16 protein-coding genes are annotated in these 17,804 nt (G+C 64.6%); 11 read left to right on the forward strand and 5 right to left on the reverse strand.

Going from position 1 to position 17,804, the window contains the following annotated elements; all coding sequences use genetic code 11:
* Positions 1-82: 82 nt before the first annotated feature.
* The 7 genes from E7813_RS12870 (at position 83) to E7813_RS12900 (ending at position 6,475) form a co-directional block, all read left to right on the forward strand.
* Complete coding sequence (locus E7813_RS12870) at positions 83-277, forward strand: hypothetical protein (protein WP_291574538.1); 195 nt, start codon at positions 83-85, stop codon at positions 275-277.
* A 22-nt stretch (positions 278-299) separates the two neighbouring features.
* Positions 300-890 (forward strand): SCO family protein, encoded by a 591-nt coding sequence (locus tag E7813_RS12875; RefSeq protein WP_291574427.1) that lies wholly within the window; start codon positions 300-302, stop codon positions 888-890.
* Positions 891-999: 109 nt separating this feature from the next.
* Positions 1,000-1,929 carry a transporter substrate-binding domain-containing protein gene (locus E7813_RS12880; protein ID WP_291574429.1) on the forward strand — a complete coding sequence of 310 codons (930 nt, stop codon included), beginning with the start codon at positions 1,000-1,002 and terminating at the stop codon, positions 1,927-1,929.
* Positions 1,930-2,014: 85 nt separating this feature from the next.
* Positions 2,015-3,652, forward strand: a complete 1,638-nt coding sequence (locus E7813_RS12885; protein ID WP_291574431.1) for a lysine--tRNA ligase — start codon at positions 2,015-2,017, stop codon at positions 3,650-3,652.
* A 295-nt stretch (positions 3,653-3,947) separates the two neighbouring features.
* Complete coding sequence (locus E7813_RS12890; protein WP_291574434.1) at positions 3,948-4,730, forward strand: class II aldolase/adducin family protein; 783 nt, start codon at positions 3,948-3,950, stop codon at positions 4,728-4,730.
* A 309-nt stretch (positions 4,731-5,039) separates the two neighbouring features.
* Positions 5,040-5,384, forward strand: a complete 345-nt coding sequence (locus E7813_RS12895) for a DUF952 domain-containing protein (protein ID WP_291574437.1) — start codon at positions 5,040-5,042, stop codon at positions 5,382-5,384.
* Positions 5,381-6,475: a quinone-dependent dihydroorotate dehydrogenase gene (locus E7813_RS12900; RefSeq protein WP_291574439.1), complete on the forward strand. Its 1,095-nt coding sequence runs from the start codon at positions 5,381-5,383 to the stop codon at positions 6,473-6,475. Before E7813_RS12895 ends, E7813_RS12900 begins: the two co-directional genes overlap by 4 nt.
* 63 nt (positions 6,476-6,538) lie before the next feature.
* On the opposite strand, the gene E7813_RS12905 is transcribed toward E7813_RS12900, so the two are convergent.
* The 5 genes from E7813_RS12905 to E7813_RS12925 all read right to left on the reverse strand — a co-directional run bounded on the left by E7813_RS12905 (position 6,539) and on the right by E7813_RS12925 (position 11,982).
* Positions 6,539-7,273 carry an MBL fold metallo-hydrolase gene (locus tag E7813_RS12905; RefSeq protein ID WP_291574441.1) on the reverse strand — a complete coding sequence of 245 codons (735 nt, stop codon included), beginning with the start codon at positions 7,271-7,273 and terminating at the stop codon, positions 6,539-6,541.
* Between the two features lie 17 nt (positions 7,274-7,290).
* Entirely contained in the window at positions 7,291-8,547 is a 1,257-nt protein-coding gene (locus tag E7813_RS12910) for an MATE family efflux transporter (protein WP_291574443.1), read from the reverse strand.
* Between the two features lie 81 nt (positions 8,548-8,628).
* A complete protein-coding gene (locus E7813_RS12915; protein WP_291574445.1) occupies positions 8,629-8,931 on the reverse strand; it encodes a DUF6460 domain-containing protein in 303 nt (100 codons plus the stop codon).
* A gap of 154 nt (positions 8,932-9,085) precedes the next feature.
* On the reverse strand, positions 9,086-10,945 hold the full coding sequence (locus E7813_RS12920; RefSeq protein ID WP_291574447.1) for an ATP-dependent DNA ligase: 1,860 nt from the start codon (positions 10,943-10,945) through the stop codon (positions 9,086-9,088).
* Positions 10,942-11,982 (reverse strand): ligase-associated DNA damage response exonuclease, encoded by a 1,041-nt coding sequence (locus E7813_RS12925; protein ID WP_291574449.1) that lies wholly within the window; start codon positions 11,980-11,982, stop codon positions 10,942-10,944. The genes E7813_RS12920 and E7813_RS12925 overlap by 4 nt, the downstream gene beginning before the upstream one ends.
* Before the next feature lie 50 nt (positions 11,983-12,032).
* Between E7813_RS12925 and E7813_RS12930 the strand changes: the two genes are divergently transcribed.
* The 4 genes from E7813_RS12930 to E7813_RS12945 all read left to right on the forward strand — a co-directional run bounded on the left by E7813_RS12930 (position 12,033) and on the right by E7813_RS12945 (position 17,743).
* Positions 12,033-12,959 (forward strand): methyltransferase domain-containing protein, encoded by a 927-nt coding sequence (locus E7813_RS12930; protein WP_291574451.1) that lies wholly within the window; start codon positions 12,033-12,035, stop codon positions 12,957-12,959.
* A 60-nt stretch (positions 12,960-13,019) separates the two neighbouring features.
* Positions 13,020-15,590, forward strand: a complete 2,571-nt coding sequence (locus tag E7813_RS12935; RefSeq protein WP_291574453.1) for a ligase-associated DNA damage response DEXH box helicase — start codon at positions 13,020-13,022, stop codon at positions 15,588-15,590.
* A gap of 50 nt (positions 15,591-15,640) precedes the next feature.
* Positions 15,641-16,300 (forward strand): ligase-associated DNA damage response endonuclease PdeM, encoded by a 660-nt coding sequence (gene pdeM, locus E7813_RS12940; protein WP_291574530.1) that lies wholly within the window; start codon positions 15,641-15,643, stop codon positions 16,298-16,300.
* Positions 16,301-16,375: 75 nt separating this feature from the next.
* Positions 16,376-17,743 (forward strand): divalent metal cation transporter, encoded by a 1,368-nt coding sequence (locus tag E7813_RS12945; protein ID WP_291574455.1) that lies wholly within the window; start codon positions 16,376-16,378, stop codon positions 17,741-17,743.
* Positions 17,744-17,804 lie beyond the last annotated feature (61 nt).

Below are 17,804 nucleotides of genomic sequence, written 5' to 3' on the forward strand. Positions count from 1 at the left end.
GCTTTTCGCTTCAGTATGACGTGATCGGCGGCACCCTCGGGGTGCTTGCCCGGCAGCGCGACTGGCCCTATCTGGATGGCTGATGGTTCAGCCAATCTCCACGCAACAGGACATGCTCGCCGGACCGCGGCCGGCGCGCAGGCTCGCGCCGGTGATCGCGGTGGCTGGTGCGGGCCTTGGCGCCGTCTTGTTGGCCGGCGCGCTGGTGCTGTGGCTCCATTACGGGACGGCGGTCTTTTTCGAGATGATCGCGTCCGGCTTCGCAGCCTGCTTCTGATCCTGCCCAAGGGAATTTCATGATGGACCGGACCACCCGCCCGCTGGTCATCGTCGCGGCCTTCGCCGGAAGCCTGGCGGTTGGCCTGTTGCTGATGCTGTGGGCGCTGGGCGGCTTGCGGGGCATGACCGCGCCGGCCGCGATCGGCGGCCCGTTTCAGTTGACCGACCAGAGCGGCCAGACCGTGACCGAGAAGGACCTGCAGGGAAAGCCGACGCTGATCTTCTTCGGCTTCACCCATTGCCCCGACGTGTGTCCGACCTCGCTGTTCGAGATTTCCGAGGTGCTGCGGGCGATGGGCAAGGATGCCGATCGCGTCAACGCCTATTTCGTCTCCGTCGATCCCGACCGCGACACCAGTGCGGCGATGAAGGATTATCTGTCGAGCTTCGATCCGCACCTGAGGGGTTTGACCGGCACGCCCGCCGCGGTGGCCAAGGTGCTTGCGGACTACCGGGTCTATGCACGGAAAGTTCCGCTGAAGGATGGCGATTACACCATGGATCACACCGCGCTGATCTACCTGATGGATCGCGACGGCCATTTCGTCGCACCCTTCAATCTCAACCGGACGCCGGAGGCGGCCGCTGAAGATTTGAAGCGGTACCTCTGACCCACCGGCTGCGCGCTTCCCATCGTTCAAACCGCATTCGCGTTATCCGCCGGATGGTCTATAAGGCCGTCGAATTCCCAAGAAAATCTCCCCAAGAAACCCGTCGGCAATGCAGTCAAAGATAGCCTCAATCCGCAGCGAAAGTTCGTTTCAGGCGATCAGCGCCATCCTGTCGGTTGTGGGATGGGCGGCCGCGGCGCTGTTCGCCGTGGCGCTGGTGTCCGGCGGCGCGGCGCAGGCGCAAAACCCGCCCAAACCCGCCGCCGAAGCCGCCCCTCAGGCGGTGCCGGGCTTCTGGGATCCGCGGCGGCGTCCAGACCGGCCCGACCTGTCGCGTTTGACCGTGATCCGGTTTCTGACCGAAACCGATTATCCACCGTTCAACTTCACCGGCCCCGACGGCAATCCCGCCGGCTTCAACGTCGATCTGGCCAGGCTGCTTTGCGAGGAGATCAAGGTCAGCTGCACCATCCAGATGCGGCGGTTCGAGACGCTGCTCGATGCGATCGCCAGCAACCGCGGCGACGCCATCATCGCCTCGCTGGCGGTGACGCCGCAAATGCGCGCCCGCCTCGATTTCACCGATCCGTATTACCGGGCGCCAGCGCGGTTCGTCTCGCGGCGCGACGGCGTGATGGCGGAGGTTCGCCCGGAATATCTCGAGGGCAGGAAAGTCGGCGTCATCGCCGGCTCCTCGCATGAAGCCTATCTCAAGGCGATGTTCACCGATGCCGAGTTGCATTCCTATCCCAGTGACGAGGCGCTGCGGCTGGCGCTGCGGCGCGGCGAGGTCGATTTCATTTTCGGCGACGCGATCTCGCTGGCGTTCTGGATCAACGGCACCGACTCCGGCGAATGCTGCGCCTTCAGCGGCGGACCGTTTGTGGAGAGCCGCTATTTCGGCGAAGGCATCGGCATCGCCGTGCGAAAGGGCAACGACGTGCTGCGGCAGGCGCTGAACTGGGCGCTGTTCCGGCTCTGGGAAAAAGGCCGCTACACGGATTTGTGGCTGCGCTATTTTTCGGTGAGCCCGTTCTAGCAGGCGCAGCGCGCCTTTTCTCACCTTGCGATTCTTTGCATTTATCCGCGGAAGCGCTAGTTTCCGCGGCCCGGAGACCCCCTTGATGTCCACGCTCGATCCTGCGAATCCAAACGATCTGCGCGCGCTCGCCGAGCAATCCAACGCCTGGCCGTTCGAGCAGGCCAGGGCGATCGTCGCGCGGCTGAAAAAGAAGCCCAAGGACGAGGTGCTGTTTGCGACCGGCTACGGGCCGTCCGGCCTGCCGCATATCGGCACCTTCGGCGAAGTCGCGCGCACCACCATGGTGCGCCATGCCTTTCGCGTGCTCACCGAGGACAAGATCAGGACGCGGCTGATCGCGGTCTCCGACGACATGGACGGCCTGCGCAAGGTGCCGGACAACGTGCCGAACAAGGAGATGCTGACGGAGTATCTCGGCAAGCCCCTGACCAGCGTGCCCGATCCGTTCGGCACCCATCCGAGTTTTGGCGCGCACAACAATGCGCGGCTGCGCGCGTTTCTCGATGCGTTCGGCTTCGATTACGAATTCGCCAGTTCGACCGAGTATTACAAGTCGGGCAAATTCGACGCGGCGCTATTGCGGGTGCTGGAGCGGATCGAGCAGGTGATGGCGATCATGCTGCCTTCTTTGCGGGAAGAGCGCGCGGCGAGCTATTCGCCGTTCCTTCCCATTTGCCCGCGCAGCGGCGTGGTGCTGTATGTGCCCGTGGTGGCGCATGACGCCAGGGCCGGCACCATCTCCTATGACGATCCCGAGACCAAGGAGCGCGTCACGCTTCCGGTCACCGGCGGGCATTGCAAGCTGCAATGGAAGCCGGATTGGGCGATGCGCTGGTTCGCGCTCGGCATCGATTATGAAATGGCCGGCAAGGACCTGATCGATTCGGTCAAGCTGTCGGGCAAGATCTGCACCGCGCTCGGCGGCCTGCCTCCGGAAGGCTTCAATTACGAACTGTTCCTCGACGAGCAGGGTCAGAAGATCTCCAAGTCAAAGGGCAACGGACTCACGATCGACGAATGGCTGCGCTATGCGTCGCCGGAATCGCTGTCGCTGTTCATGTACCGCGAGCCGAAGTCGGCCAAGCGCCTGTACTTCGACGTGATCCCGCGCAACGTCGACGACTACCAGCAATTTCTCGACGGCTTTCCGCGGCAGGACGCGCGGCAGCAACTCGCCAATCCGGTCTGGCATATCCATGCCGGCCATCCGCCGGCGGCCGACATGCCCGTCACGTTCCAGTTGCTGCTGACGCTGGTGTCGTCGTCGAATGCGGAGAATGCCGCAACGCTGTGGGGTTTCATCGGGCGCTATCGTCCGGGGGTGACGCCGCAGACCCATCCGAAGCTCGACGCCATGGTCGGCTACGCCATCAACTACTATCGCGACTTCGTGGCGCCGACCAAGAAATTCCGCGAGCCGACCGACACCGAGCGCGCCGCCTTGCAGGATTTGCGCGATGCGCTGTCGCAATTGCCCCCCGAGTGCTCGGCGGAGGAAATCCAGAACGTGGTCTACGAGATCGGCCGGCGCGAGCCGTTCCTCGATGCCGTGAAGAAGGGCAAGGACGGCCGGCCCGGCGTCTCGCTCGACTGGTTCAACATGCTCTACCAGGTGCTGCTCGGTCAGGAAAAAGGCCCGCGGTTCGGCTCGTTCGTCGCCGTCTATGGCTTGCCGAATGCAGTCACCATGATCGACGGCGCGCTGGCGCGGTCGGGGTGAACTTTCTTCCTTCTCCCCTTGTGGGAGAAGGTGGCGCGGACAAAGTCCGCGCCGGATGAGGGGTCTCGATCCGCGAGCACTGAAGCCGCAGAGACAGACCCCTCACCCGTCACGAACATGCTTCGCACGTTCGTGCCACCCTCTCCCACAAGGGGAGAGGGAAGAAAGGCTGCAAATTCAGATGGGAGGCCCGCTGCAATTTCAGCCAAAGCCGTTGCGGAATACGCTACACTACTCCGCAACAGTAACGACTCAAGCCTCCGATCAGGAGGCTGTCAACATCAGGAGGATGCTCATGCAGTTCAGGGTTTCGCCGAAGACGCTGGATAACAGCAGCGCCGAGGAGTGGCAGGCGCGGGTCGACCTTGCGGCGGCGCACCGGCTGGCCTTCAACCAGGGTTTCAGCGAGGGCATCTTCAACCACCTGACCTTCGTGGTGCCGGGCCGAAGCGATCGCTACTACCAGATTCCGTTCGGAATGCATTGGTCCGAAGTCACGGCCTCGTCCTTCATGGAAGTCGGCATCGACGACGGCGAGGTCAAGCGCGGCGACGGCGAGGTGGAGCGCTCCTGCTACTGCATTCACGCGCCGATCCACAAGGCACTGCCGCAGGCCAAGGCGGTGTTTCATACCCACATGCCCTATGCCAGCGCGCTGACGCGGCTCGAAGACCCGCGCATCAAGGAGATCGGCCAGACCGAGGTCGGGATGTCGGGCGAGATCGCCTACGACGACGAATATACCGGCCCGGCGCTCGATCCGGCCGAAGGTGCGCGCCTTGCCCGGGTGATCGGCGACAAGACGGTACTGTTCATGGCCAATCACGGCATCTCCACGGTCGGCGAAACCGTCGCCGACGCCTATGACCGGCTGTATTACATCGAACGCGCCGCCCAGGTTCAGATCTATGCGATGTGGACCGGGCAACCGCTCAAGCAACTCCCCGACGCCGTGGTCGAAAGGACCAAGCGCGATATCGGCGGCAACAATCTGTACCAGGGGCCGACGCCGGCGCAGCGGCACTTCGATGCCTTGAAGCGCATGCTCGACCGCAGGGAACCGGACTACGCGTCGTAGGCAGATTCTTTCTTCCTTCTCCCCTTGTGGGAGAGGGTGGCTCGAAGGAGCAAAGCGAATTCGAGACGGGTGAGGGGTTCCGGTCTATTGATAGAACGTAACCCCTCATCCGCCTTCGCTTCGCGAAGGAACCTTCTCCCACAAGGGGAGAAGGGAAAAGTTGCTGCCTCACCCAATAATCCCTGCGATCCCTTCGACATCGCCGGCCACGAGCGGCAAACACCGGAATGCGACCCTTGAAGTGCGGCGGTGCCGCCGATACGGTCGGCAGCAGGTCCGGTAAACGCGGCAAGCAGGGCTCCGAGAAGAGTGCGCATCATCTACAAAATCTGTCCCGCTTCGGCCTGGCGCGAGGCCGAGCGGCAGGGCGTGTACCGGGGCAGCGCCGACGACATCAGGGACGGCTTCATTCATTTTTCAACCGCTTCGCAAGTGGCGGAGACGGCGAGGAAACATTTCTTCGGCCAGATCGGATTGTTCCTGATCGCGGTCGATGCCGACGCGTTGGGCGATGATCTGCGCTGGGAGCCGTCGCGCGACGATGACTTGTTCCCGCATCTCTATGCCGAACTCGATCTCGGCGCGGTCACCGCCGTGCTCGATCTGCGCGCGCAGTCCGACGGCTATCACGACATCCCGGAGCTGGAGCCTTGATCCGCGCCTTCGACGCCTTCTCGCTGCCGCTGCTGCGCTGGTTCGACCCGGAAGACGCGCATCGGCTGGCGATCCAGGGCTTGCGCCTGCTGCCGCCGATCTGGCCGCGGCCGGACGATCCCAAGCTGGCGGTGCGGGCGTTCGGCCTGAATTTTTCCAATCCGATCGGCATGGGCGCCGGCTTCGACAAAAGCGCCGAAGCGCCGGACGCGCTGCTGCGGCTCGGTTTCGGCTTTGTCGAAATCGGAACCGTGACGCCAAAACCGCAAGCCGGCAACCCACGACCACGGCTGATCCGGCTTGAGCGTGACGAGGCGGTGATCAATCGGATGGGCTTCAACAATGACGGGGCGGATGTGGTGCTGCGGCGGCTCGCTGGGCGCGCCCATCACGGCGGCATTGTCGGGGTCAATGTCGGCGCCAACAAGGATTCGATCGACCGCGTCGCCGATTATGTGAAGCTGATCGAGACGTTCGCGCCGGTGGCGAGTTACTTCACGGTCAATGTGTCGTCGCCGAACACGCCGGGCCTGCGCAATCTGCAGCAGGCTTCCGCGCTCGACGATCTCTTGGCAAAAGTGATCGATGCGCGCGAACGGGTGCGGAAAAACGCCGGCGACTCGCCGGTGCTGCTCAAGATCGCGCCGGATCTCAGTCTCGCCGAACTTGACGATGTCGTGCACATCGCGCGCTCGCGCCGGGTCGATGGCATGATCGTCGCCAATACTACGCTGGCGCGCCCCTCGACCTTGCGCGAACAGAGCCGCGCCAAGGAGCAGGGCGGCCTGTCGGGGAGGCCGCTGTTTCGATTGTCGACGCGGATGGTGGCGGAGACTTATGTGCGCGCCGAGGGCGCGTTCCCGCTGGTAGGCGTCGGAGGTATCGATTCCGGTGGTGCGGCGCTGACCAAAATCCGCGCCGGCGCCAGCCTGATCCAGCTTTACTCGTCGCTGATCTACAAGGGGCTTGGCCTCGTCGACGACATCAAGAGCGATCTGGCCTCGACGCTGCTGCGGACGGGGCGCGACTCGCTGGCCGAAATCGTCGGCGCCGATGCGGCGGCCATTACGGCCGAGGACTGGCCGGTTTGAGCTGCGCGACCACCTCTCCCCGTGAAGAACGGGGCGAGGGAGAAGAAGCGCTCGCCGTCTTCTCTAAAGCTCCACGATCATGCCGTCGCTTGCCGCCGTGTGGCCGAGCGTGTCGAGCCGCCCCAGCATGTCCTCGCTCATATGGGTGAGCACCAGCCGCTTCGGGTTGATTTCCGGCAGGTTCGTTTCCAGCGTTTTCAGGCTGAGATGGTTCTTGACGATCCTGTCGTAATAATACGCTTCGGAAATGAACAGGTCGGCGTTGCGTCCCGCGGGAATCAGCGTCTCGGTCCATTCGGTGTCGGCGCTGTAGGCGATAATCCGGCCTTCGGCCTCGATCCGGTAGGCCAGAAACGGACCCCCGGATTCGCCATGCACCACCGGATATGGCGTGACTTTCACCGCGCCGAACGTGCGCGTCTCTTCGGGGCTGAGCGCGACCACCGACAGATCGAAGCGTTGTTTGGTGTTGGATGAATGTTCGAACAGCGCTTCCATCACCTGTGTCAGCCGCATCTCGATCCCTTGCGGCCCGGCAATGACCAGCGGGCGGCCCCGGCGCGTGAACTGGGCGTCGAGCAGCAAGAACGGCAACCCGCCGAAATGGTCGCCGTGGAAATGCGTGATCAGGACGAGGTCGATATCCTCGCGCGCGATCGCCAGCCGCTTCAGCGCTGGCAGCGACGAGGCGCCGCAATCGATCAGGAAATTGACGCTCTCGCCGGTGACATGGAAGCAGGTGTTGAACCGGCCGCCGGAACCGAACGCGTCGCCGCAGCCGACAAATTGCAATTGCATGGACCGATCCCCGATATCTAGCGGAATGAAGCCCGCAGCATCGCCGGATAGCGCAGCGCCTGCAACCCGCCGCGGGCGGCATAGTGAACCAGGAAAGCGCCCCACAGGCCGGTATTGCCGAACGGCCGCAACGCCAGCCAGGCGGCGAGAAAGATCAGCAGCGACAGCATCATCAGGTTGCGCATGTCGCGGGCCCAGGTCGCGCCGATATAGATACCGTCAAAGGCGAAGGCGAACACCCCGAGCATCGGGGCCAGCGCCACCAGCCACAAATAATCGCGCGCGCTGTGCCGGACATCCGCGCTTGCGGTCATGATGTCGACCAGGTGAGAGCCGAACAGCGCATAAATGGCCGTGACCGCGAGCGCAAAGGCAAATCCCCAGAGGATCACCAGCCGGACCGCGCCCGAGAAGCCTTCGCGATCGCGTGCGCCATAGGCGCGGCCGCAGAGTTGCTCGGCGGCGTTGGCGAGCCCGTCGAGGAAGAACGCACTGATCAGAAGGAAATTGTTCAAAACACCGTTGGCGGCGAGTGTCACATCGCCCGAGCGCGCGCCCTGCGCGGTGAAGAACAAAAACACCGTGATCAGGCAGGCGGTGCGGATCATGATGTCGCGGTTGACCGCCAGCATGCGCAAGAGCTTGGCGCGGTCGAGCAAAGCTGCGCGCGGTATCGCAGCCTGCCCGGAGCCAAGCGTGCGGGCGATGACAAGGCCGAGCACGAGTCCGGCCGCTTCCGCAATGACGGCGGCGATCGCAGCACCAGCTATGCCTTTGTCGAGCACCAGCACCAGCAGCACCGTTACCGCCATGTTGATGACGTTGATCGCAACCTGCACCGCAAGCGCGAGCCTGGCGCGCGCCTGTCCGATCAGCCAGCCGAGCACGACATAATTGGCCAGCGCCAGCGGCGCGGACCAGATCCGGATGACGAAGTAGGTTTTTGCGGCGCGGGTGACGTTTTCGCTGCCGCCGATCGCGCCGAGCAGGATTGCAGCGAGCGGGATTTGCAGCAGGATCAGCGCCGCGCCGATCAAGGCCGCCACGGCCAGCCCGCGCACCAGCAGCGCGCGCAATTCCTGCATCTCGCCGGCGCCAAGCGCCTGGGCCGTGAACGCAACGGTGCTCATGCGCAGGAATGCGAACAACCAGAACAGGCAGTCGAAAATAACCGACGCGATCGCCACGCCACCGAGCAGCGTCGCATCGCCCAGCCGTCCGATCGCGATCGTCGAGACAATGCCGATCAGCGGCGTGGTCAGGTTCGCGACCATCGCAGGGCCTGCGATGGCAAAGACCTGCGCGGTCGTAACCCTGGATACGGAAGCCAACGAAGTGCCGCCCGCGCCTGGCCTCTATCGCCCGCGCGGCGCGCCGAACATCCGCGACAATAGCCAGACCGGCACCACGATCACGGCGCCGAGCAGGAAGTAGCGCCACAGCGAGTTGATGGCGTCAAAGCCGAAATCCCAAATCCATCGGAACAATCGACGGATGCTGTTGACGATATTCCAGGGATCGAAGCCGAACACCGTGAGCACGACGCCGACCAGAATCGACAGCAGGATCAGCCGGAACGCCACCGCCAGCGGCGAGCCGCCGATAAAGCGGTGGATGCCGTCATGGTTTGCCGGCAATTCCCTGGTGTCGTTGGACATCGATGGTCTCCCGCGCGCGAACCCAAAAAAACAGTGTACCCGGTGCAAGGCAGATGGGGAACCCGCCCTCCGCCGTCAATGGCTGCCGGCTGCCGCAAGTTTGCATTGGACATGAACGGATGTTCACCCCGCATCAGGTACGGAGCAGGAGACACTAGGCCTGAAGTGTTGTTTCCGCTTTCAGCATCCGCTGCAGCGTCTCCAGTCGGTCGGCCTCGCGCGGCGGCTTGTCCCAGCGCAAGCGATGGATGCGCGGAAACCGCATCGCCACGCCGGACTTATGCCGCGGCGAACGCTGCAGGCCTTCGAAGGCGACTTCCAGCACCAGCCCCTGATCCGGCTCATGCACCACATGCCGCACGGGGCCGAATTTTTCCGTGGTGTTGCGGCGCACGAAGCGATCGATCTGCAGCAATTCTTGATCCGTGAAGCCGAAATAGGCCTTGCCGACCGGCACCAACTGTTCGCCGTCCTCGCCCGCGGTCCAGACCCCGAAGGTGTAGTCGGAATAATACGACGAGCGCTTGCCGTGACCGCGCTGCGCATACATCAGCACGGCGTCGATGAGATGCGGGTCGCGCTTCCACTTCCACCATTGGCCCTTGGGGCGGCCCGGCAGATACGGCGCGTCGCGGCGCTTGAGCATCACGCCTTCGACCGCCTCGGCATCGTCGCCTGCGCCGGCGCCAGCGGGATCGGCACGCGCCGACCTCAGCGCCTCCCAGGAGTTGAACGGAATCGTCGGCGACAGGTCGACACGCGGATCGCCGAGCTTCCTGACAAAGGTTTCGAGCCGCTCGCGGCGTTGCTCGAACGGCAGCGTGCGCAGATCGGCGCCGCCTTCGCCGAGCAGGTCATAGGCGCGCAGATGTATCGGATAATCCTTGATCAGCTTCGGCGAGACGACTTTTCGGTTGAGGCGTTGTTGCAGCACGTTGAAGGTCTGCACGCGGCCTTCGCGCAGCACCAGCAACTCGCCGTCGATGGCGCCGGGCAGATGCAAAGACGGCAGCAAATCCGGAAAGCTTCCGGTGATGTCTTCGCCGGTGCGCGAATAAAGCCGCGCCAGCAGGTGGCCTTTGTCATGGGGACCGCTCACCGCCTGCACGCGAATGCCGTCCCATTTCCATTCCGCGATGAAGTCCCTGGCGTCGAGGTTGGCGAAGTCTGTGTCCTCGAGCGCGTGCGCCAGCATTACCGGGCGGAATGGCGCCGGATCGAGATTGACCGGCTTGTCGCTGCGGCCTTCCAGCCACGCGAACAATTCGAGATAGGGCGGCGCGAGGCCTGGCCACATCAACTCGATATCGTGCGGGTCCTTCTCGCCGAGCGCAGCGGCGGCAGTCTTGGCGAGCCGCGCCGAAACCCCGATCCGCATCGCGCCGGTGACGAGCTTGAGCAACGCCCAGCGGCCGGTCTCGTCCAGTTCATCGAGCCAGCGCGCTAGTTGTCGCGGCAGTTCGGTCTTGCCGAGCATGCGCAGCGTAGTGACGACTTCGCTCAGCGTCGGTGGGGGCGGGTTGTTGTGGAGTTGGCGGTGACCATCTTGGGCAGAATGGTCGCTGCACCCCTCTCCCTGACCCTCCCCCACAAGGGGGGAGGGAACGGGAAGAGTTTTTGCCATCGGTGCTTTTGATTTTGTGCGAGGAGATTGCCCAGGACTCAACTCGGCTCCCTCCCCCCTTGTGGGGGAGGGCAGGGGAGAGGGGTGGCTCAGCAAAGGCTCGGTGCGATTGGCCGCCGTCTTCGGCCACATCAATGCCACCGTCTCCGAGAGATCGCCGACATAATCATAGGACAAAGCGAACAGCACTGGATCGGTGCGCGCCGCGATCAGGTCGCGGATCAGGCCGGGCTTGGCGTGCTTGAACGACAGCGCGCCGGTCAAAGCAGCCAGCGCGTAGCCGCGATCGGGGTCTTCGACTTCGCGAAAATATTGCGTGATCAGCCGCAGCTTGTTGTTGCGGCCGGGCTCATAGGCCAGGCGATCCAGCAGTTCAGCAAAGCGGTTCATGCCTCGGCGTCCTCGGCCGCGGTCGCCGCATCGCCTTCATCTTCCTCGCCATAACCCACCAGATCAAGCGGCCGCGCGGTGAGGCCTTTGGCCGTGCACCAATGCACCAGCGCGTCTTCCTGGCCGTGGGTGACCCAGACTTCACCAGCGCCGGTGGCATCGATGGTCGCAGTCAGGCCATCCCAGTCGGCGTGGTCCGAAATCACCAGCGGCAACTCGACGCCGCGCTGGCGGGCGCGGGCGCGCACCCGCATCCAGCCCGAGGCGAACGCCGTGACCGGATCGGGGAAACGCCTGGTCCAGATATCCGAGGTGGCCGACGGCGGCGCCAGCGTGATGGTGCCGGCGAGATCGGCCTTCTTCATGCCCTTGACGGCGCGCAGCTCGCCCAGCGCCACGCCGCGGCTCTCATAATAGCGCGTGATCTTTTCCATCGCGCCGTGCAGGTAGATCGGCGCGTCGTAACCGGCTTCGCGAAGCAGCGCGATCACGCGCTGCGCCTTGCCGAGCGAGTAGGCGCCGACCAGATGCGCACGCTCCGGAAACAGCGCGACCGAGGCCAGCAGCTTTTTGATTTCGTCGGCGGCGTTGCCGTGGCGAAACACCGGCAGGCCGAACGTCGCCTCGGTGATGAAGACATCGCAAGGAACCGCTTCGAACGGCGCGCAGGTCGGATCGGGCGCGTCCTTGTAGTCGCCGGAGGCGACGATGCAGGTGTCCTTGCAGGAGACTGCGATCTGCGCCGAGCCCAGCACGTGGCCCGCGGGGTGAAATTCTATGGTGACGTCGCCGAGCTTTAGTTTTTCGCCGTAGGCGATCGCCTGCGTAGCGCCGGCAAAGTTGTCGCCGTAGCGCAGCCGCATCATGTCGAGCGTCTCCCGGGTGGCCAACACCGCGCCGTGGCCTGGCCGCGCATGATCGGAATGGCCGTGGGTGATGACGGCGCGTTCCACGGCGCGGACCGGATCGATATGGAAGCCGCCGGGCTTGCAGCATAGTCCGGCGGCGACCGGCATCAGGATGTCTTGCGGGCGCATCTTCGATATATAGGCGTATCACGGTGATTTTTAAGGCGAACATAAAGACGATGGCCGCGCGATTGTTCCTGTCATCAGGCGACATGATTGCCGACCGGCGGTTCGATTTCGCGCGCGATCTGCAGATGAAGGGCGATCTCGCCGCCGCCGCCGATCTGTTGCTGCAGGCTACCGATCTTGCGCCCGGCTTTGCCTCGGCCTGGTTTACGCTCGGCGAAATTCGCGAACAACTCGGCGAGCGCGAGGCGGCGGTCGCGGCGTTTCGCAAAGCCGTCACCGCCGATCCACAGGACCGGCACGGCGCCAGCCTGCGGCTGATGCTGCTCGGCGCCGACAAATTGTCGGCGATGCCGCCGGCCTATGTGCGCGCGTTGTTCGATCAATACGCGCCGCGGTTCGAGACCGCATTGGTGGACGATCTCGGCTACCGCGGGCCGTCGCTGCTGTTCAGGGCGGTGCTGTCGGCCCGCGCCGCTATCCGCAAGCCCGCCTTCTTCAGGCGCGCCATCGATCTTGGCTGCGGCACCGGACTGGCGGCCACCGCGTTTGCCAAAGAGGTCGATTATTTCATCGGGATTGATCTATCGCCGCGCATGATCGAGCAGGCACGCCTGACCGGGCTTTATGCGGAGCTTGAGGTCACCGACATGATGCAGGGTCTGCGCGGCAGGCCGGACGCCGGCGCCGATCTCATTCTTGCAGCCGACGCGATGGTGTACGTGTCCGACCTGGCCCAGGTGTTGCAGGAGGCAAGACGCGTGCTGGCCCCGGGCGGCCTGCTGGCGTTCACGGTCGAAACCCATGGCGGCGACGGCGTCATCCTCGGCGAGGGCCTGCGCTTTGCCCATGGCGCGACTTACGTGCGCGCGTCGGTCAAGGCCGCCGGTCTGGTGCTGTCGAAACTGGAAAACCTGTCGGCCCGCAATGAGGACAATGCGCCGGTGCCCGGTCTGGTCGTGGTGGCCGCAAAACCCTGATGGAACCGCCCGGTTTTAGGCTCTCGACCGGCCCGGCAGGACCGGCTTAACCTGCTTGCCGTGAACATCGCCGAACCAGACCTCTTTACCTCTGCGCTCTTGCCCGAAACGTTTCTGCGCTGGTTCGCAGGCCGCGGCTGGTCGCCCCGCGAACATCAACTGGCGCTGCTGGAAAAAGCCCGCGACGACCGCTCGGCGCTGCTGATCGCCCCGACCGGCGCCGGCAAGACGCTGGCCGGATTTTTGCCGACGCTGGTGGAACTGTCGGCTCCGGCACCGCTGCGCTCTTTGTTGCGGAGCAGCGTCATCTCCACCGGCCGTGGCGTGCAGCGCAGCCAGGGCCTCCACACCCTCTACATCTCGCCGCTGAAGGCCCTTGCAGTGGATATCGCGCGCAACCTGGAAACGCCGATCGCGGAGATGGGGCTGGCCGTCAAGGTCGAGACCCGCACCGGCGACACCCCGGTGTCGCGGCGGCAGCGGCAGCGGCGCTATCCGCCGGACATCCTGCTCACCACGCCGGAGCAACTGGCGCTATTGCTGTCGTCCGACGACGCGCCGTTCTTGTTTTCGTCACTCAAGCGCGTCGTGCTCGACGAACTGCATGCGCTGGTCATCTCCAAGCGCGGCGACCTGTTGTCGCTGGGGCTCGCGCGTCTCTGGCGCCTCGCCCCGCAAATGCGCGCGATCGGGCTGTCGGCCACCGTTGCCGAGCCGGAATCGCTGGCGCGGTTTCTGGTGCCGCAGCGCAATGGCGCCAGCGAAGCTGCCGACGTGGTGGTCGCCGGCGGGGCTGCCGCGCCCATCGTCGAGATGCTCGACACCAAAGAGCGTTTGCCGTGGGCCGGCCACAGCGCGCGGCACGCGCTCAATGAGGTCTACGACCTGATCAAGCGCAACAAGACCACGCTGGTGTTCGTCAACACCCGCAGCCAGGCCGAGATGCTGTTCCAGGACCTGTGGCGCATGAACGACGATGGCGTTGCCATTGCGCTGCATCACGGCTCGCTCGACGTCGCCCAGCGCCGCAAGGTCGAGGACGCGATGGCGGCCGGCAAACTGCGCGGCGTGGTCTGCACTTCCTCGCTCGATCTCGGCGTCGACTGGGGCGACGTCGATCTCGTCATCAATATCGGCGCGCCGAAGGGCGCCTCGCGGCTGATGCAAAGAATCGGCCGCGCCAATCACCGCATCGATGAAGCCTCGCGCGCGGTGCTGGTGCCGGCCAATCGCTTCGAGGTGCTGGAATGCGCCGTGGCGATCGATGCGGTGGCGGAAAATGCGCAAGATACCCCGCCGCTGCGCACCGGCGCGCTCGACGTGCTGGCCCAGCATGTACTTGGCCGGGCCTGCGGCGAGCCGTTTCTGTCCGACGAGCTTTATGGCGAGGTGCTGACTGCGGCGCCCTATTCTGGTCTCTCGCGGACCGATTTCGACGACGTGGTCGATTTCGTCGCCACCGGCGGCTACGCGCTGAAAACCTATGAACGGTTCGCGCGCATCAAGCAGGACAAGAACGGCCGCTGGCGCGTCACCAATCCGCGGGTGCGGCAAAGCTATCGCCTCAATGTCGGCACCATCGTCGAGGAAGCGATGCTCAAGGTACGCCTGGTGCGCTCGCGCGGCGGCGGCTCGGGTTCAACCGGTGCGCTCGGGCGCGGCGGCCGGATGCTGGGCGAAATCGAGGAATATTTCATCGAGGGGCTGGTGGTCGGCGACACCTTTGTGTTCGGCGGCGAGGTGGTGCGCTACGAGGCGCTGGCCGAAGACCAGGTTTATGTCTCCCGCGCCAACGACAGGGATGCCAAGGTGCCGTCCTATATGGGCGGCAAGTTTCCGCTCTCGACCTATCTCGCCGAACGCGTCCGGAACCTGCTGGCCGACAAACGCGGCTGGCGCGGCTTGCCCGATCAGGTCCGCGATTGGCTGTCGCTGCAGGCGCATCTGTCGCGCGTGCCCGGCGCGCGCGAACTGGTGGTGGAAACCTTTCCGCGCGGCAATAAACATTATCTGGTGTGCTATCCGTTCGAAGGCCGGCTCGCGCACCAGACCCTCGGCATGCTGCTAACGCGCCGGATGGAGCGCGCGCGGGTGCGGCCGCTCGGCTTTGTCGCCAACGAATATGCGCTGGCGGTGTGGGGGCTCGGCGACATGTCGTTGATGATCCGGCAGGGCAAGCTCGATCTCAACGCGCTGTTCGATCCGGACATGCTGGGCGACGATCTAGAAGCATGGCTCGCCGAATCGGCATTGATGAAACGCACCTTCCGAACCTGCGCCATCATCTCCGGATTGATCGCGCGGCGGTTTACCGGCGAGGAAAAAACCCGGCGCCAGGTGCTGTTTTCGACCGACCTGATCTACGACGTGCTGCGCAAGCACCAGCCGGACCACGTGCTGCTGCGCGCGGCGCGGGCCGATGCCGCCACCGGGCTGCTCGATATTCGCCGGCTCGGTGATATGCTGCTGCGAATCAAGGGGCGGATTACCCACAAGGAACTCGACCGGGTTTCGCCGCTGGCGGTGCCGGTGATGCTGGAAATCGGGCGCGAGTCAGTTTATGGCGAAGCGTCCGACGAGTTGTTGGCGGAGGCCGCCGACGAACTGGTCAAGGAGGCGACAGGACCGTGACGGCGCGCCCGCAATCCCTGCAAGACGAATTACCGGCTGCGCGTACCGCCATCGTCAATGTCGCGGGCGTGGGCTTGAAGGCCGATCTCTCGGGGGCGTTGTTCTGGGAGGAGGAGAGCCTGCTCGTCGTCTCGGACCTTCACCTGGAAAAAGGCTCCAGCTATGCGGCGCGCGGCACGCTGCTGCCGCCTTACGATACGGTGGCGACGCTGGGCCGTCTCGCTGCGGTGGTGGCGCGGCATGACCCGCGCATGGTGATCGCGCTCGGCGACAGTTTTCACGACCGCACCGCCCATCACCGGCTGTCCGCGCCGGATCGCGAAGCCATCGCGGCGCTGCAGGCGCGGCGGGACTGGATCTGGATTTCAGGCAATCACGACCCGGCGCTGCCGGATGATCTCGGCGGCGTGGTCGCCAATGAAGTCGCGATCGGGCCGATCGCGTTTCGCCATGAGCCGACCGGGGTATCGGGCGAGATCGCCGGACATCTGCATCCCAAGGCCCGGGTAACGACGCGCGGCCGCACCATGGAGCGGCGATGCTTTGCCTGCGACGGCGAGCGCGCGGTGATGCCGGCATTCGGCGCCTATACCGGCGGCCTGAGCATTCGCGACGCGGCCTTCTCGAAGATCTTCCAGACCCTCAGTTTCATGGCGCATGTGCTCGGCGACAACCGGCTGCATACCATCGCCGCGTCGCGCTGTTATTGATCCTCATGGTGCGGCCGCGGCGCAGTTCGCTTGCCGCCGGGCCTTGCTTCGGGCAGTTTTGCGGGCCGGAACCGAATGCGGTCCGGATCGTTGTCGCGGCGGCTGGGACCGGGCATGGCGGATCGCAACAAGACCAAACATAACCACGGCAGGAAGACCGCTGACCAAAAACCGGCGCTGAAAAAGCTGCCCCGCCAGTCTTTTCTGAAAGCGCTGGGTCCCGGATTGATCACCGGGGCTTCCGACGACGATCCCTCGGGCATCGGCACCTACAGCCAGGCCGGCGCGCAGCTTGGCTACGGGGTCGGCTGGACCATGCTGCTGACATTTCCGCTGATGGCGGCGATCCAGGAAATCTCCGCACGGGTGGGACGTGTCACCGGCCAGGGCATCGCCGGCAACGTCTGCCGGCACTATTCGATCCTGCTGCTCAATGTGGTGGTGGCGCTGTTGTTCATCGCCAACACCATCAACATCGCCGCTGATCTGGGTGCGATGGCGGATGCGACCAGGCTGCTGATCGGGGGCCCCGGCATTGTCTACGTGCTGGTGTTCGGGGTGACATCGGTGGTGGCGCAGGTCTTCCTCGACTACAAGCGCTACGTCTCGGTGCTGAAATGGCTGACGCTCAGCCTGTTCGCCTATGTCGGCGCGCTGGCGTTCGCGCATGTTTCGTGGCGCGAGGCGCTGGCCGGCACGCTGCTGCCGCGCATCACCTGGAGCAGCGACTATTTCACCACCATCGTCGCCATTTTCGGCACCACCATCTCGCCCTACCTGTTTTTCTGGCAGGCCTCGCAGGAAGCCGAAGACCAGCGCGTCGATGTCACCAAGCAGCCGCTGATCGACAGGCATTACGGCGCGCAAAAGGAATTCCATCGCATCCGCGCCGACACCGTCGTCGGCATGGCGTTCTCGAACCTGATCGCGCTGTCGATCATCTGGACCGCCGCGGCGACGCTGCACGCCGCCGGCAAGACCGATATCCAGACCTCGGCGCAGGCCGCCGAAGCGCTGCGTCCGCTCGCGGGCGCGTTCGCGGAAGTCATCTTTGCGCTCGGCATCGTCGGCACCGGGCTGTTGGCCATACCGGTGCTCGCCGGCGCCACTGCCTATGCGGTGGGCGAGGGCCGTCGATGGCCGGTCGGCCTCGCGCGCAAGCCGAAAGAGGCGGTCGCGTTCTATGCCGTGCTGGCGCTGTCGGCGGCAATCGGCATCGCGCTCAACTTCACCCCGATCAATCCGATTTCCGCGCTGTACTGGAGTGCCGTGGTCAACGGCGTGCTCGCTGTGCCGGTGATGGTGCTGCTGATGATCATGGCGCGCCGCAAGGACGTGATGGGCCGCTTCGTCATCGGCGGTCCGTTGTACTGGCTGGGATGGCTCTCGACCGGCGCGATGCTGCTCAGCGTCGTGGCGATGGTGGCAGGGTTGTCTCTCTAGACGGTTGCGCGGCATCTCTTACCTCTCCCCGCCTGCGGGGAGAGGTCGGATTGCGAAGCAA

The organism is Bradyrhizobium sp., assembly GCF_004799405.1.
Classification (GTDB): domain Bacteria; phylum Pseudomonadota; class Alphaproteobacteria; order Rhizobiales; family Xanthobacteraceae; genus Bradyrhizobium.

Excerpts from the sequence above, each read along its gene's own strand:
- E7813_RS12870 (WP_291574538.1), top strand. The coding sequence starts at position 83 with ATGGTTCAGCCAATCTCCACGCAACAGGACATGCTCGCCGGACCGCGG.
- E7813_RS12875 (WP_291574427.1), top strand. The coding sequence starts at position 300 with ATGGACCGGACCACCCGCCCGCTGGTCATCGTCGCGGCCTTCGCCGGA.
- E7813_RS12880 (WP_291574429.1), top strand. The coding sequence starts at position 1,000 with ATGCAGTCAAAGATAGCCTCAATCCGCAGCGAAAGTTCGTTTCAGGCG.
- E7813_RS12885 (WP_291574431.1), top strand. The coding sequence starts at position 2,015 with ATGTCCACGCTCGATCCTGCGAATCCAAACGATCTGCGCGCGCTCGCC.
- E7813_RS12890 (WP_291574434.1), top strand. The coding sequence starts at position 3,948 with ATGCAGTTCAGGGTTTCGCCGAAGACGCTGGATAACAGCAGCGCCGAG.
- E7813_RS12905 (WP_291574441.1), bottom strand. The coding sequence starts at position 7,273 with ATGCAATTGCAATTTGTCGGCTGCGGCGACGCGTTCGGTTCCGGCGGC.
- E7813_RS12910 (WP_291574443.1), bottom strand. The coding sequence starts at position 8,547 with ATGGTCGCGAACCTGACCACGCCGCTGATCGGCATTGTCTCGACGATC.
- E7813_RS12915 (WP_291574445.1), bottom strand. The coding sequence starts at position 8,931 with ATGTCCAACGACACCAGGGAATTGCCGGCAAACCATGACGGCATCCAC.
- E7813_RS12920 (WP_291574447.1), bottom strand. The coding sequence starts at position 10,945 with ATGAACCGCTTTGCTGAACTGCTGGATCGCCTGGCCTATGAGCCCGGC.
- E7813_RS12925 (WP_291574449.1), bottom strand. The coding sequence starts at position 11,982 with ATGCGCCCGCAAGACATCCTGATGCCGGTCGCCGCCGGACTATGCTGC.
- E7813_RS12930 (WP_291574451.1), top strand. The coding sequence starts at position 12,033 with ATGGCCGCGCGATTGTTCCTGTCATCAGGCGACATGATTGCCGACCGG.
- E7813_RS12945 (WP_291574455.1), top strand. The coding sequence starts at position 16,376 with ATGCGGTCCGGATCGTTGTCGCGGCGGCTGGGACCGGGCATGGCGGAT.